The sequence below is a fragment of the Hymenobacter profundi genome (assembly GCF_019334315.1).
GTDB classification, from domain to species: domain Bacteria; phylum Bacteroidota; class Bacteroidia; order Cytophagales; family Hymenobacteraceae; genus Hymenobacter; species Hymenobacter profundi.
This window is the reverse complement of sequence record NZ_JAHWGL010000052.1, coordinates 1-15290: the sequence shown is the minus strand read 5'-3', so window position 1 is coordinate 15290 and position 15290 is coordinate 1. Positions and strand designations below refer to the sequence as shown.

Below are 15290 nucleotides of genomic sequence, written 5' to 3'. Positions count from 1 at the left end.
GGCGTTTGCGTTAGGATTACTTCCGGCCCCGAAACTGCTTTGGTTTCAGCTCTTGCTCAGCCAATTCCACTATTTCGGTGAGACGTTTCTGGCGGGTTTCCGGGCGGCGGGCCAGCACCAGCCACTGTAACAGGTTCCGTTTGTCGGTGCGACTCAGGCTGGCGAAGTACGCTTCGGCTTTTGGTTGTTGGTGTAGGGCGTGTGCCAAGTCGGGCGGTAGGCGCAGTGTTTCCACTTCATCTAAGAGCGTCCAGGAGCCGTTCTGTTTGGCCGTTTCGATGCTTGCTAGGCCGGCCGGGGCTATTTGCCCTGCCGCTAGCAGGCGCTGAATTTTCTCTTTGTTGATTCTCGACCAGCCACTTTTGGTTTTGCGGGGACAGAAGAACTGCCGGTACGTTGTTTCGTCGATGGACTCAGCCTTACTGTCTATCCACCCAAAACAGAGCGCTTCATCCACTGCTTCGGACCACGTCAGAGAAGGTATAGCTGATTTCTTTTTGCTATACACCAACCAAACACCTTGTTGTTCGAGGTGGTGCGCTTCCAGCCACTCGCGCCAGTGCTGCCGGCTTGTCGGGCGAAAAACGGGTAGTTCTTTTTCAGCCATGGCGTCTTTGGTGGGTTGAGAGGCTAGGTGAAAGGTAGGCAGAGCATTTTGTGGTGCTCCGCCTACCTCGCTACTTATTTCACCACGGTGGCTTCCAGCTCCACGCCCAGATTGGCGTATAAGCCCTTCACCTCGAACATAGTAGTTGCCTGCTTGATGCCATGCTTGGCAATCCACTCCTGATACACATCGCCGCAGGTAGTGAAAAACTCCATCATGGAAATAGTGAATACGTTCAGCCGGACAATGCCCTGGCATTCGTACCCGGCCGTATCAATCAGGTGCTCCAGGTTCCCGAAGATCTGGATAAGCTGGGCTCTCATATCGGCGGTGCTGGGCTGGCCTGCTGCGTCGATGGCTACCTGCCCGGAACAGTAGAGGGTGCCCTCAGCCTGTTTGATTTCGACGGCCTGTACCGAATTGGTTTGCTCACCCCATTTCCAGGGGTCAATCGTTTGCTTTTGCATCTGCTTTGTGGGTTGAGTGTGGGTAAAACGCCTTTTCGTCACTTGACTACACAAAGGTCCGCCTACCTACTGACAGCCCTATGTCAGCATCTTATTCGGTGGTGCAAAAAAAGTTATAGGCGCGCTGGGCCAGCTCGCGCAGGTGCTCCCGCAAGGCAGGTGGCTCCAGCACCGTAATGGCACCCGCGTACGGCAGCAGCCACGTAGCGAGGTAGGGCAGGGAGCCAATGAGCAAGGTCATTTCCAAACCGCCATCGGGCAAAGGCTCCTCCTGTATCCAGCCGTACTGGCGCTTGGTGTCGTGCAAGTGCTGCACCAAGGCCGGTGGGGCGGCCGCGGGCTGAAACCGAAGCACCACTTTTTCCCTACCCCGGCGGGCGGCCTCGGCGGCCCAATACTGCTGCAACGTTTCGGGGCGGGCTGCGAAGATTTCGGTACTGATTTCCAACTGTTGAATGCGGTCGAGGCGGAAGTTGCGGAATGCTTGGCGCAACCGGCAGTAGGCCACTACATGCCACTGCCGACTGAGGTACAGCCCAATGGGCTCTACAGCCCGCGCGGTAGGTTGGTCGGTTTCGGCGCCCTGATAGCGTAGGTGCACCACTTGTTGCGCGGCCACGGCCGTTACCAGCTGCTGATAGATATTGAGGTAGCCGGACTGCCCTACTGGCCCCAGCACCTGAATGTGAGGCGTTAGGGTTTCGAGGTAGTCACGGTCGGTGCGGCGCAGCACGGCGCGCAGCTTGTCCATGGCCGCGCCGCTGAGCCGGGCTGTGGGCGCGTCGGTGAGGCGGGCAGCCAGCTTCTCGGCGGTGAGTAGGGCAGTGGCTTCCTCACGCGTAAATAGCACAGGCGGTAGTCGGTAGCCCTCGGCCAGCGAGTAGCCTACCCCTGGTTCGCCGTAGAGGGGTACGCCGGCCAGCTCCAGCGTGCGCAAGTCGCGGTAAATGGTGCGCAGGCTCACGCCAAACCGCTCGGCCAGAGCTGGGCCGCTTACCACGCGCTTGGCTTGCAACTGGATAAGAATAGCCGTGATGCGGTCAAATCGATTCATAGTACTCCAAAAATACGAGGACTACCGGGTACCTATTCGTGTCATTCCGAGCAGCGCGAGGAAGCTGAATAAGAGGCTGTTTACTGATCGGAGAAAAACGGAAGAATAGACTGCTTGCCTGCAAATAACTTCTTGCTCAGATTCCTCATTACGCTCGGAATGACATTTTAATTTGCCTACTTGCCTCCTACCCACCCGTTCAGCTTCCACCCATGCAAAAAGTCAAACTCGGTATCATTCGCGAAGGCAAAACCCCGCCCGACCGCCGCGTGCCACTCACGCCTAACAAGTGCGACGAGGCCATCCATACCTTCCCCGGCCTCGATTTGGTTGTGCAGAGCAGCGACATCCGCGCTTTTTCCGACGACGAGTACCGCGCCCTAGGCGTTACGGTGCAGCCAGAGGTAGCCGACTGCGACGTGTTATTGGGCGTGAAGGAGGTGCCCGTAGAGCAACTCATTCCGAATAAAACTTACCTGTTTTTCTCGCACACCGTGAAAAAGCAGCCCGCCAACCGCGAGTTGCTGCGGCAGGTCTTACAAAAGCGCATCACACTGATTGACTACGAGTTGCTGACCAATGAACACGGGGAGCGGGTTATTGCTTTCGGGCGCTGGGCCGGCATTGTGGGCGCCTACAACGGCCTGCTCACCTACGGGCGCAAGTATGGCCTCTACCAGTTGAAGCCCGCCTATCAGTGCCAAGACATGGAAGATATGGAGGAAGAGTTTTTCAAGGTGAAGCGCTTGCCGCCCATCAAACTGGCCGTGACGGGCTCGGGAAGGGTAGCACAAGGAGCGCTGGAAGTGTTGCGGCGCATGGGCATCCGGCAGGTGAGCGTGTACGACTACCTCTACCTCGATTTCAACGAGCCGGTGTTCACCCAGTTGCGTTCCTCCGACTACAACGCCCGCCGCGACGGCCGGGTATGGGACACGCCTGATTTTCACCGCAACCCGCAGGAATATGGCAGCACCTTTGGCAAGTTTCTGCCCGTGACAGATGTCTTGATTGCCTGCGCCTACTGGCACCCGGCCGCACCGCGCTTGTTTTCGGAAGAAGACACCCGCCGGCCCGATTTCCGTCCCCGCGTTATTGCCGACGTGACGTGCGATGTGAACGGCTCCATCCCGACCACCAAGCGCAGCACGACCATTCCAGAGCCTACCTTCGACTACGACCCTGCCACCGGCGAGTTGCGGCCGCCTTACTCCGCTCCTACCCACCTCACCGTGATGGCCGTCGACAACCTGCCCTGCGAGCTACCCCGCAACGCCAGCCGCGACTTCGGCCGCCAACTCATCGACAACGTGCTACCCCACTTGCTGGGCGGCGACCCGCAGGGCGTATTAGAGCGCGCCACCATTGCCCGCAACGGCGAGCTAACAACTCGCTACCAGTATCTCAACGATTACGTGGCTGATTAGTAGTTACCTACTCAGCCCAATGCAGGGCAAGTAAATAGAGAGCAAAGCAGAAGGCCCACTGTAAGTAACTCGGTTACTCACGGCGGGCCTTTTCGTAGATGATTATACTACCTTGACCTTTAGACCTTTTTGAGAACGGGATATTTGGCTTGCACCAGCATATAGAGCCCATAGGCTATCAGCCCCAGCGCTACAATGCCCAGAACGACGGGTCCCATACTGGCTAGGAGGTCGAAGGCTTGCTCTGTATCGCCAACGGCCGTAGCGCGCGACTGCAAACCAGCCTGTACAAAAAAGTAGCCCGTGATACCCAACACAATACCGCGGGCAGTGTAGCCTACCTGCCCCAGACGGTAGACCTTAGTCTGCTGCCCTGCCGGAATATCGCTACTCTGCACGTTTTTATGGAAAGAACCAGAATACGCCCGGTATATTTGGTAGATACCTACCCCGATTGTGATCAACCCTACCAGCATAATCAACCATTCCCCGCCGGGCCAGCTTAATATCTTTCCGGTCAAGGTTTGCTTGGTGTTGCCGCTTCCACCGGCGGAGTTGCTCATGGCTAACTGCGCCGCGTACCAAGCCAAGCTGGCGTATACAAGTCCGCTGGCGGCATAGCCCACGCGCCGGGCAATTCCTTTCGCTCCATCGCCCTTATCCTCCGTGTCGCGGAAGGCTTGCACCAATCGCCACACAATGTAGCCTAACAGACCAAAGGCAATGAGCCCCAGCAAGATAGAACCGCCGGGCAACTCCTGTAGGGTATGCACTGCCTTTTGCTTATCGGTGGTTTGACCTTCCTGCTGGCCAGTGGCCGCCAGCAACGCCAGCAGGCCCATTAGGCCATACACAACGCCTTTGGCCGCAAATCCGAAGCGGGCCAGCATTCGAATGCCTGAAGAAGGCGTAGTAGGGAGAGAAGCTTGTAAAGTATCAGCAGCAGACATACGTGGAGGGGAAACAGGCAACCATACAGCAGCAGCCTTGGTCCTTACATATACGCTTAGTGCTTGGCTAAAGATTAGCCCTGCGCCGCCCGCTTGCCTCCTAGCAGGGAGAGAGGCTGATAAATTTGATGACGCTGATGCTGTAACGCAGCATTTTCCGGCACGTTCAACGTAACCAACGGCTTCGTGCTGGAGCGTTCTGTGCGTAACAGGCGGTCGAGGTTACCGGCTGCGCTCATGTAGGGAATGAAGGTCTGATCCGCCAAATCCACCACCAGCATGTTGCGGATATCAGCCGTTTCCTGCGTTGTGCTAAGCACATCTGCCGCAAAGGGCGACACAAATACTAGGCGCCCGGCTTCAATCTCGCGCTCGTATTCTAGGGCCAGCGACGGCTGAATGCCGCGCCCTACCACATACACTACCGGCTGGGGAGAGCTACGCAACAAGTAGCGAAACACCGTTTGCTCCACTTCGGAATGAAAGCCCGACACAATGCACCGATGCCGGGTACGCTGTTCCAGCGCCCACAGGTACGTGCCCCGCCGGATGGTAGGTGGGTAGTTGCGCGAGCAAAAAAAGGCAGTTTTAGGCAGTTGTAGCAAATCCAGGTTACCCAGACTATACAACTCTTCGGGAGCCGTAGTCATACGAAAGAAAGCTGATTGGTAGGCGGCAGTCAGGCCAGCACAACCGGTACTCAGCGTGGCCCCGACTACCCATTGTAGTCGCACGTTGGCCCGGTACCTGTGCCTTGCCTGCCGGAAAGGGCGGTAGAGCAAACGCTTTGCAAAAGCATAGAAGCGTTTAGAAAACGGAAAGTCCCGTGCTATATTGAATGGCACGGGACTTTTATAAAGCTAGAAAAGCCAGAAAGCGTTCTGGTTTTCGCTGAAAACTAGAACGTACGGTTGAACCAGTTCTTAATGTCGTCCATCGTTTCGCCGGTTTTCTCTTGCAGACGGCCAAACCACTCATCTTGCTTGCCTTCAGCGTAATCCATGTCATCATCCGTGAGGCTGCCCCACTTTTGCTTGGTCTGGCCTTTGATTTCGTTCCAGTTGCCGCGAGCACGCAGTTCAGTTTGGTCGTTGATTTTATTATCGTTGATATCCATGAGTGAAAAAGTTGAAATGGGTGGAAGAGAAGAAATAGGCGGTGTACCTACCCATAGTATACGCAGACCAATAAGCCGTAGTTGTCGAGCTTAGCAGGATGCGTTAGCTACTGATATACGCCCCTGCAAAAACCGTATATTTAGAAAGCGCTTTGTATCTACTTTCAACTAGCAAGCACTCATTATCCTATCCTTATCCAATGATTGACTACCCCCACACTGGCCTACCAGCTGCCTTAGGTGCCCACTAGCCATGGATGACCTTCGCACCACGCTTCTCACTTTCGCGCCCGACGACCGCAAGGAATTTCTGCACTTTTTGCAGCGCCAGGGTCGCAAGCAAAAAGGCCGCCTCGACACGCGCTTGTGCGAGCTACTGCTACACCCGCGGGCCTACCCTACCCCTGAGCTGCTGGCCCGCCTCTACCCCACGGAGCCCAACGCTGTGGCCTACTATGCCCTGCGCAAGCGCCTGCTACGTAGCCTCACCGACTTTCTACTATTACGCCAGCGTCAGCAGGACGCTACGGCGGCCTCGTCGGTGCGCGGGTTGCTTATCCTCGCGCAGTATCTGTTCGAAACCGGCGTGCCGCGCCTGGCCTGGAACACCCTGCGCAAAGCCGAAAAGCTGGGCCTGCAAAACGACCAGTTTGAGGCGCTGAATACCGTATACAATCTGCAGATTGCCCAAGCCCACCACGCCTGCGCCGACGACCTGACTGACCTGATTCGGCGCCGCAACCTCAACAAGAAGGCTGCCGATGAGGAAGAGCGCGCCAACATTGTGGATAGCCTGATGCGCCAGCGCCTGCGCCAGCTGCGCGCCAAGGGTAGGGCCGGCGAGTCGTTTGATGCGGTGCTGGCCGACACCCTGCGCGAGTACGACTTACAGGAGGCCTTTGCCCGACGGCCGGCGCTGCTCTGCCGTCTGGTGTCCATTGCGCGCAGTGCCATGCTGGTGCGCCGCGATTTTGTGTCGTTTGCGCCGTTTATTCTACGCTGCTACCATCTCATGGAAAAGCGACACGGCTTTGCCCCCGCCCAGCGGCAGTACCAGTTGCGCCTGCTCTACATGATTGCGCACGCGCTGTACCGCTCGCGCCGCTTCGAGGAAACCACCTGCTACCTCACCCACATGCAGGCACTGCTAGCCGAAAGTCCGCGCACGCACTACCTGGAGATGCGTGCCCGCTACACGTTGCTGCTGGCCGCCACCTACGCCTTCCTTCGCCGCAACCACGAAAGCATTCAACTGCTGGAAGAAGCCCTACACGATACCCGTCAGCCCCTACCCCTGGCCAACGAGCTAACAGCCCGTTTGGGTCTGGCTTTTCATTACTTCGCTGAAGGCAAGTTCCAGAAAACCAACCAAGTGCTCATCAGCATTGGCCGCTCCGACCATTGGTGCGAACAGCAGATGGGCCTGGAGTGGATGCTGAACAAGAACCTGGGCGAGATGCTGACGCTATTAGAGCTAGGCCACAGCGAGTTGGCTCTCAACCGCCTCCGCGCCATTGAGCGTACTGTGCGCGAACGGTCGCCCGAAGCCGAAACTGGCCCCTACGCCTACGTGTTAAGCTACCTAGTCCGCGTCCGCGATATTATTGACAATCCGGCAGCAGCAACGCAACCCGCTTTTGCGGAGCAAGTACGCCAGATGCCTACTTTCCTACCCCTGGTACGCGAAGATCTACAGGCCCTCAGCTTCTACAGCTGGCTGCACGCCCGCATGATGGGCCGCCCCTACTACGAAGTATTGCTAGAAGTAGCCAGTGCCCCACCGGTAGGACAAACAGTTCATTGAGAGCAGGATAGTAGCCTCGTAGCGGCGGTCAATTTGTAGCAAGAGCTTACGCACATAAGCAAAAAGCAGCTTTGCCGATGATTGGCAAAGCTGCTTTTACAGGCGAGATACTCCCGCTGGATCAGATTTAGTCGCGCTTGGCGGCGTTCATCTCTGCTCTGGCATCAGCGGCCGCGGCGTCAATTTTGGCGTCAGCCTTGTTGGCGGCAGCATCCATTTTGTCGCCGGCTTTCTCAGCGGCGTTTTCGATGTCTTGGCCAGTGTTTTCGGCTGCGTTTTCGATGGCATCGCCAGCGTTGTCAGCAGCGGCTTCGGTGTTATCGGCAGCCGCTTCGGCGTTAGCTTCCACGTTGTCGGCGGCGGCTTCGGTGTTGGCTTCTGCCTGGTTTTGCTCGGCTTGGGTGCACGAAGCCACAGAGAAGGTAGCGAAGCTGGCAGCTAGTAGAAGGGTTTTGAAAGACATTTTCATGATTGCAGAGGAAATAAGGTGAGTTATAGAACTTACTCTTAATCACGGTGAGGCAGAAAAGTAACCCACTTCACGTGCAGCATTAACTTTTCTTTTTCAAAGGCAGTATAGCAGCATATAGTCGCTCTCGACTTTCCACTGATTTCATTTCCTGTTTTATGGATTCCACTGCCTCCACTCCCCAAACGCCCCCTACCCCCACTGTACCGCTCGACGTGACGGAACAACAAAAGGAGGTGCTCCTCGATGACACCTTGCACCTACTGGATGCCGACGTTACCAAAGGTAAAGACAAGAAGCACGGTCTGGCCGAGGTAGACCGCTGGGAAGAAGTGCTCCGCGCCTCCGACCACCCCGGCCTAGCCAAAATCATTCAGGAGTTGTCGGCTCTGCGCGAGCAGCTCACGGCTCCCGAGCGTCAAAACCACGACATTGCCGAAACCCTGGCCGTGCTAGGCGCCGAAACCATCAAAGTGGCCGAAGAAGCTAGTAACAACTACACCAACCCGCTGAAGAAGCTAGCCAAGCTGCTCATCCAGCTCGGCAATACCTTGTCGAAATAAGTTGGCTGTTAGCTGTTAGCTTCTGGATATGAAGCACAAAAAAAGCAAGAGGCCCAACCAGATGGTTGGGCCTCTTGCTTTTTAATCCTCTTACAGAATTCGCGAAATTCGTTAAAACTCTCGGATTCTGTAGTCGTAATCTTACTTGTTCGAACCGGCGTTGATCATGGCGCAGCGGAAACCGATAGTAGCGGTAGCCGAGTCTTCCGCCATGAAGCGACGCGTACCGGGCGAGAGCCAATAGGCTACGTCGCGCCAAGAGCCGCCTTTGTACACCCGTACATGGTCGTCGATGAGCGACTGGTAGCCTTTCTTGTCGTATTTCTCGGCGGGGTCGAGGAAGCCGTTGCGGCGGAAGGGGTTCAGGTCTTCCACATCTTCAAATGACAGCGGACGGTAGATATCCTGTACCCATTCGTTCACGTTGCCGGCCATGTTGTAGAGGCCATAGTCGTTGGGTGGGTAGTTGTAGATGTATTCCGTAATCATAGCGCCGTCGTTCAGAGCACCGGCAATACCGGCGTAGTCACCGCGGCCGCGCTTGAAGTTGGCCAGGAACTGACCTTGAGTCTTGCCATAGGAGTTCCGCACCTGGCGGCCATCCCAAGGATAGATACGCTTGTTTTCTTGGTTTTCGTTGCCGGTTTCCTGCGTGCCAATAAGGGCCTGTGCAGCATATTCCCACTCAGCCTCAGTAGGTAGGCGGTAGTTCGGCAGCGTGTTACCATCCTCAATGGAAGGCTTCTTGCTTTCGCCACCCTCAGCAGCATCAGCAGCCGGAGCGTTCTTCTTACGACCAAACAGACCGCGCTTGCCGCCACTGCTCTCTCCATCGCCACTCAGGCCAGCCAGGTTTTCGTTTACCTTAGACGTACGCCACGTGCAGTAGTCATTGGCTTGCAGCCAGCTTACGCCCACTACCGGGAAGTAGCGGAAGCCGGGGTAGCGCAGGTAGTAATCTACGTAGGGGTCGTTGAACGACAGCTCACGCGCCCATACGGTGGTATCGGGTAGGGCCGACTGATAGAATTCCTCCGACGAGTCTTTGCGCACGAAGTGCAGGTATTCCAACCAGTGAATGTTGGCTACCTCGGCTTCGTCCATGTAGAACGAGGCGATGGTCACCGTGCGCTCCATGTTGTCATGGGTCATGGCAATGTCTTCTTCTGCCGAGCCCAGCACCGTGCGGCCGCCCTCAATGAAGATCAGACCAGGGCCTTCGGGAATGCCGGCGTAGTCTGCCACTTTCATCCCCTCTTCAGTATTATATTCAATACCTGTGGTGGAGCTGTACTTACCCGGCTTGGTGGCGGTGCGTGGGCCACTTTTGCACGAAGCCAGCGCACAGGCTCCCACAATGGCGAAACGCAGGTACTTGGAGAAATTCATGATTGAGTAGAAACTACCTGTGATAGAAGATTTTACGGAAGGCAATTCGGTGCAATGTTACAAAAAACTAGTACGCCGGACAAGGCGCCGCGGGGTAGTTGCGCCGTTTCAGACGCCGCCAGGCCGCTTCCAGCCGGTCAAAGTTCCGCAGGGCCAAGGACACCTCATGCGCCCCACCCAAATCGGCACTTAACGCGCTCAGACTAGCGTCGTAGCTATAACCGAGCCGAAATGCACCAAAACTCAGGCCAACAATTCCGGTAAGCAGCTGCTGCGGATGATTTGAGCCCGGCAACGGCACGCCCCGGTACACGGCGCCTACCGTAACCGGCGTGGTAGTGAAGTAAAAACCAGCCTCTGCGCGCTGCAAACTGCCTTGCCGGGTGTAACTAACCGTTGGCGTCAGGCTGATTTCGCGTGCTTCGCCCTTGATAACGCTTTTTGCAAAAAAATATTTGTAGCCCGCGTTAAAATTCAAGCGAATAGGTAAAACACTTTGCTCCACGAAGCCCAAGTCGGGTTGGTTGAGATGATGCGCCGCCACGCCTACCCAGGCGCGCTCGGTGTACAGTACCATACCCGTGCCAAGGGTAAAATAGTTCACCGGGTTGTACTGCAACAGCAACGGGTCAGCCGACGGACCGCCCAAAATAGTGCCGTCGTCGCTGATCTGGTCGCCGAGCAGCAGGTTGCCGTAGCTGACGGTTTGGCGGCCGTAGCTGACGCTGGCGCCAGCACTTAGCGCCACCTGCTCGTTGAGGCGCATGTGGTAGGCGTAGAGGCCGCCTACCTGAAACTTGGTGAGGCCCAGCGCTCCGGTGCGGTCTACGTTTAGGAGCAGACCCACGGCACTACGCTGATCAGCAAAGCGGTAGTCGGCGCCGAGCTGGCTGGTCTGGAATGTGCCAGCCAGGGTAGGGAACTGGTTGCGGTAGTTGAGCGTAACACTATAATCGTCGAGCAGGCCCGTGAAGGCCGGGTTGGTGTGCAAACGCGAGGCGTAGGGCTGCGCGAAGTATAAGTCCTGCCCCTGCGTGGTGGTCATACTGGCTACTACGGCTACCACCGCGGCGGCTAGTCGCCGCGCCCCTTGCTCTCCCCGCCGTGTAGATGTTGTTGCCATACTGCTGATGCCCTAAACGCGGGCCCTACCTCATTTGGTACGCTGCGCTGGAAACGCGCCCCGAAAATGCCAAATTCCTGGCGCTTTATCTGTTTCACTCTGCTGAAGCGTTGTAGACGATGGAAACCAGCCACTGGTTCTGTGCTACTTTTGCACGCGTGGCTGGTCTGGCACTGGATTCGCTGCCAAATAGTTACTACCCTTTCTTCCTGATATTTTCTTCCTATGCGTAAATTTCTGATTGGCCTGCTGATTTTCGTGGTGGTGCTGGTAGCCGCGCTGGCCGCCGCGCCGTTTTTGTTCAAGGACAAAATTAAAGCGGCGTTTGACAAGCAGTTGGCCGCGCACGTGGCCGCCAAGGTGGAGTACGACCCCAGCCAGATCAGCGTGAGCCTGTTCCGCGACTTCCCGAACCTGGCGCTGAGCGTAGAAAACCTGCGCATCATCGGGCAGGACTCCTTTGCCCGCGACACGCTGGCCTACCTGCCCGCCCTGCGGGTAGGGATGGACCTGATGAGCGTGGTGAGCGGCGACCAGATCAAGGTGAAATCGGTGGAGCTGGACGAGCCGGATATTTCGCTGCGGGTGCTGAAAAGCGGCCGCGCCAACTGGGACATTTTCCTGTCTGATTCGGCAGCGGCGGCCAAGACCGATGTGGATACCTCGGCCGTGAGCGTGGCCATCAAGGGTTGGCAGATCAACAATGGCCATTTGCGCTACGATGACCAGTCGATTCCGTTTGCGATGGAAGCGCGCCACGTGAACCACACCGGCTCCGGCGACTTCGAGCAGAACATTTTCGACATGACCTCGCAGACCACCGCCGACGGCTTTCGGATGACTTACGCCGGTGCCAACTACATCAGCAAGGCGACGCTTGATGCCGATGTAACGATGGCAATGGACTTGGATAAGATGCTGTTCACCTTCAAAGACAACAAGGTGAAGCTAAACGATTTCCCGGCGCAGTTTGCCGGTAGCGTGGGCCTACCCAACGCCACCGACATTACCTATGACATGACCTTCAAGGCACTGGAAACGGACTTCAAAAACGTGCTGAGCGTGGTGCCGGGCATGTACTCAGAGCAGTTCAAGGATATCAATACCACGGGTAAAATTGCCTTCGATGGCTACCTGAAAGGCGTGCAAAACGACCTGCGGATGCCCGGCTACGGTGTGAACCTGCAAGTGAAAGATGGCATGTTTAAGTACCCGCAGCTACCCGAGGCCGCCCGCAACATCAACGTGGACATGGTGGTAGACAATCCTTCAGGCTTCACCAACAACGTGAAAGTCAACGTAAAGCAGTTCCACCTCGACCTCGGCAAAAACCCAATCGATGGCAACGTAGCCATTGATGGTTTGGAGCCGATGAAGGTAGACGGCCGCGTGAAAGCCAACGTGGACTTGGCCGAGATGACCAAGGTGTATCCGGTAGAGGACCTCACCCTGCGCGGACAGCTGTTTGTAGATGCGGTAGGCAAAGGCACGTATTCCGAAACGCAGATGCCGGTGGTGAATGCCAAGATGAACCTGACCAACGGCTACGTGAAGTCGAAGCAGTTTCCGGCACCCATCCAGAACCTGACGCTGAACGGCACCGTGACCAACACCACGGGCCAAGTGAACGACACGCGCATTAACATTCCGCAGTTTAAGATGCTGCTGGATGGTGAGCCACTGGAAGGTCGTTTGGCTGCTCAGAACATTGATAAGCCGGTGTTCGACACCGACATTCACGGCACAATCGACCTCACCAAAATCACCAAGATTTTCCCGCTGGAAGGCATGACCGTGACGGGCCGCCTCACCGGAAACGTGGCCGCCAAGGGTAGCATGGCCGATGTAGAAGCCGAGCGCTACCAGAACGTGAAGGCCTCGGGCACCGTGAATGCCAGCAACGTGACCTACAAGAGCACCGACCTGCCCCAAGGCATGCGCATCACCAAGGCCACCGCTACCTTCAACAACGACCAGATTGTGCTGAAGGACATGGCTGGCTTTGTGGGGTCGTCAGACATTGCGGCGTCGGGTGTGATTAGCAACTACCTGGGCTACCTGTTCACGCCCGGCCAGTCGCTGAAAGGCACGCTGACGGTGAACAGCAACCGCTTCAACGTGAACGAGTGGATGGTGGATGAGGTGAGCGAGAAGCCGACCACCGGCGCCGTAGCCACTACCAAAGCGCCTACCACTGCTACCCAGGCCGACGGCGTGCTGCAAATCCCGAAGTACTTCGACCTGACGCTGAACAGCAACGTGAACCAAGTGGTGTACGACAACCTGAAGCTCAACGACGTGAAGGGGCAGGTAGTGGTACGTGACGAAGCCGTGAAGCTCAACAATTTGAATTTCAACACTCTGGGCGGCTCGTTTGCTACCAATGGCAGCTACAGCAGCAAAAACCTGCAACACCCGAAGTTCGATATGGGTCTGAATATCAAGAACCTGAACTTCCAAAACGCCTTCAACGCTTTCAACTCCATCAAAACGCTGATACCGCTGGCCAGCAACCTAGAGGGCGTGTTCTCTACAAACTTCAACGTGAGCGGCGAAATGGGCCAGGACATGATGCCGGTCTATAGCACGCTCACGGGCAAGGGTTTGTTTGAGGTAGTAAGCGCCGCTGTGAACAACTCGCCGGTGCTGAACACCATCAGCTCGCTCACGCAGGTGCAGGCGCTCAAGAAGTTTGCGGTGCAGAACAAAGATGTGGCCGCCGAAATCCTGAACGGCAGCTTCATTGTGAAGCCCTTCGATGTGAATGTGGGCGATATCAAGATGACTGTGGGCGGCTCTAACAACGTGAACGGCAACCTGGAGTACGTGACGGCCATCAACATGCCCACCGGGCAGGTAGGCAACGCCTTGCAAAGCAAGCTCACTTCGCTCACGGGCGTGTCCAACATCAAGGGCACCGACCGCGTGACGCTGGGCTTGAACATTGGCGGCACAGTGAAAGACCCCAAGGTGAAGCTGACGACCGGCAGTGTAAAAACGCAGGCTACCGAAGTGGCCAAGAGCCTAGTAGGCGGTCTAGTAGACAGCAAGCTGACCAACGCTAAGCAAGCCGCTGCGGCCAAAGCCCTGCTCAACCAAGACAGTGCCCGCGCTGAACTAGCGAAGCGCCAGCAGGAGTTACAAGCCAAAGCGCAGCAGGAGATAGAGAAGAAGCGCCTCGAAGCCGAAACCAAGCTGAAGGAAAAGGCCACACAAGGTCTCAACAACTTGATTTTCGGCAAGAAAAAGCCGGCCGCTACTCCAGCCCCGGTAGATACAACCAAGGCACTGAAATAGGATTTTATCCCGAAATTACGGCTTAGTTTTTGTCGTAAAGCGGTTCACTTCGGAGCGGCAGGCACTTTACAAGAAATGCTTGCCGCTTTTTTATTCTATTTTCTTACCTGACTACCGAATGAAAACAACTCGTCTGTTTCCGCTGGCCCTAGCGACTTTTCTGGCACTGGGAGGCTGTAGCAAAGATTCTGGCAGCAACATGGCCAAGATGGAAGTGCTGCTGTCAGATGCGCCCGGAGACTTTAGCGCTGTAATGCTGGATGTACAACAAGTGCAAATCCACGCTGATGACACCAACGATGAAAACGGCTGGCAAGCGTTGCCACTGCTTAAAGCTGGCCAGTATAACGTACTGGATTTCGTGAATGGCCGCTCGGCCCTGCTAGCCAGCGCCGACTTCCCACCCGGCCGTATTTCGCAGATTCGGCTGGTGCTGGGCGCCAACAACTACCTGGTTACCCGCGACGGTACGCGCTATGATTTGAAAACGCCGAGCGCGCAAACCTCGGGACTGAAACTCAAAATTGACGCAGACCTGACGCAAGACGTTACCTACACCGTCCTCCTCGATTTCGACGTGGCGAAGTCCATTGTGGAGCGTGGCAACGGCAACAAGGCCGACAAAGACCGGTTTTTGCTGAAGCCCGTTATCCGGGCCATTACTACGGCCGTAGCCGGCGGCATCAAGGGCAGCGTAACGCCTACCACGGCGCAGCCGCAGGTATTGGCCATCCGCACCTCTACAACGCCCAACGATACGCTCAGCACCTTTGCCGACGCCTCGGGTGGCTTCTTGCTACGCGGCGTACCAGCCGGCACCTACCGCGTCGAGTTCTTTGCCCCCTCGCCCCTGAAACACGTAGTGCGTACCGGCATAACGGTTACGAACACGCAGATTACCGATCTGGGTAGCGTAGATCTGAAGTAACGTATACCGAATTGTAGTAACAGAGAAGGGCGTTTCGCGGTGGCCGGGGGGCGCTTCTTTTTCTTCTTTTATTTTTTGGTTTGTTTTTGGTTTTT

Annotated in this window: 14 protein-coding genes; 5 read left to right on the top strand and 9 right to left on the bottom strand. The window is 56.4% G+C overall.

Annotated features, from left to right (window positions below; translation table 11 throughout):
- Positions 1 to 16: 16 nt before the first annotated feature.
- The 3 genes from KYK14_RS12885 to KYK14_RS12875 all read right to left on the bottom strand — a co-directional run bounded on the left by KYK14_RS12885 (position 17) and on the right by KYK14_RS12875 (position 2128).
- Positions 17 to 607 (bottom strand): YdeI/OmpD-associated family protein, encoded by a 591-nt coding sequence (locus KYK14_RS12885; RefSeq protein WP_219159327.1) that lies wholly within the window; start codon positions 605 to 607, stop codon positions 17 to 19.
- Positions 608 to 681: 74 nt separating this feature from the next.
- On the bottom strand, positions 682 to 1074 hold the full coding sequence (locus KYK14_RS12880) for a RidA family protein (RefSeq protein ID WP_219159326.1): 393 nt from the start codon (positions 1072 to 1074) through the stop codon (positions 682 to 684).
- Between the two features lie 91 nt (positions 1075 to 1165).
- Positions 1166 to 2128: a helix-turn-helix transcriptional regulator gene (locus KYK14_RS12875; RefSeq protein WP_219159324.1), complete on the bottom strand. Its 963-nt coding sequence runs from the start codon at positions 2126 to 2128 to the stop codon at positions 1166 to 1168.
- A gap of 212 nt (positions 2129 to 2340) precedes the next feature.
- On the opposite strand from KYK14_RS12875, the gene KYK14_RS12870 reads away from it, so the two are divergent.
- Complete coding sequence (locus KYK14_RS12870) at positions 2341 to 3555, top strand: NAD(P)-dependent oxidoreductase (protein ID WP_219159322.1); 1215 nt, start codon at positions 2341 to 2343, stop codon at positions 3553 to 3555.
- A gap of 119 nt (positions 3556 to 3674) precedes the next feature.
- Here the strand turns inward: KYK14_RS12870 and KYK14_RS12865 are convergent, their stop codons facing one another.
- From KYK14_RS12865 to KYK14_RS12855, 3 genes are all read right to left on the bottom strand, one after another.
- The gene (locus KYK14_RS12865; RefSeq protein WP_219159320.1) at positions 3675 to 4505 is read right to left on the bottom strand and encodes a DUF1206 domain-containing protein; all 831 of its coding nucleotides are present in this window, start codon (positions 4503 to 4505) and stop codon (positions 3675 to 3677) included.
- A 74-nt stretch (positions 4506 to 4579) separates the two neighbouring features.
- Complete coding sequence (locus tag KYK14_RS12860; RefSeq protein WP_484825531.1) at positions 4580 to 5239, bottom strand: DNA-processing protein DprA; 660 nt, start codon at positions 5237 to 5239, stop codon at positions 4580 to 4582.
- Between the two features lie 164 nt (positions 5240 to 5403).
- Positions 5404 to 5622, bottom strand: coding sequence for a CsbD family protein (locus tag KYK14_RS12855; RefSeq protein ID WP_185281799.1), 219 nt, complete (start codon positions 5620 to 5622; stop codon positions 5404 to 5406).
- Positions 5623 to 5875: 253 nt separating this feature from the next.
- Between KYK14_RS12855 and KYK14_RS12850 the strand changes: the two genes are divergently transcribed.
- Positions 5876 to 7426, top strand: a complete 1551-nt coding sequence (locus KYK14_RS12850; RefSeq protein WP_219159318.1) for a hypothetical protein — start codon at positions 5876 to 5878, stop codon at positions 7424 to 7426.
- Between the two features lie 127 nt (positions 7427 to 7553).
- Here the strand turns inward: KYK14_RS12850 and KYK14_RS12845 are convergent, their stop codons facing one another.
- Entirely contained in the window at positions 7554 to 7895 is a 342-nt protein-coding gene (locus KYK14_RS12845) for a hypothetical protein (protein WP_208306845.1), read from the bottom strand.
- A gap of 158 nt (positions 7896 to 8053) precedes the next feature.
- Between KYK14_RS12845 and KYK14_RS12840 the strand changes: the two genes are divergently transcribed.
- Positions 8054 to 8458 (top strand): hypothetical protein, encoded by a 405-nt coding sequence (locus KYK14_RS12840; RefSeq protein ID WP_185281802.1) that lies wholly within the window; start codon positions 8054 to 8056, stop codon positions 8456 to 8458.
- A gap of 141 nt (positions 8459 to 8599) precedes the next feature.
- Here KYK14_RS12840 and KYK14_RS12835 read toward each other — a convergent pair whose 3' ends face one another.
- Positions 8600 to 9847 carry an SUMF1/EgtB/PvdO family nonheme iron enzyme gene (locus KYK14_RS12835; protein WP_185281803.1) on the bottom strand — a complete coding sequence of 416 codons (1248 nt, stop codon included), beginning with the start codon at positions 9845 to 9847 and terminating at the stop codon, positions 8600 to 8602.
- A gap of 67 nt (positions 9848 to 9914) precedes the next feature.
- A complete protein-coding gene (locus KYK14_RS12830) occupies positions 9915 to 10970 on the bottom strand; it encodes a PorP/SprF family type IX secretion system membrane protein (protein ID WP_219159316.1) in 1056 nt (351 codons plus the stop codon).
- Positions 10971 to 11195: 225 nt separating this feature from the next.
- On the opposite strand from KYK14_RS12830, the gene KYK14_RS12825 reads away from it, so the two are divergent.
- Positions 11196 to 14267 carry an AsmA-like C-terminal region-containing protein gene (locus KYK14_RS12825; protein WP_219159314.1) on the top strand — a complete coding sequence of 1024 codons (3072 nt, stop codon included), beginning with the start codon at positions 11196 to 11198 and terminating at the stop codon, positions 14265 to 14267.
- A gap of 118 nt (positions 14268 to 14385) precedes the next feature.
- Complete coding sequence (locus KYK14_RS12820; protein ID WP_219159312.1) at positions 14386 to 15195, top strand: DUF4382 domain-containing protein; 810 nt, start codon at positions 14386 to 14388, stop codon at positions 15193 to 15195.
- Positions 15196 to 15290 lie beyond the last annotated feature (95 nt).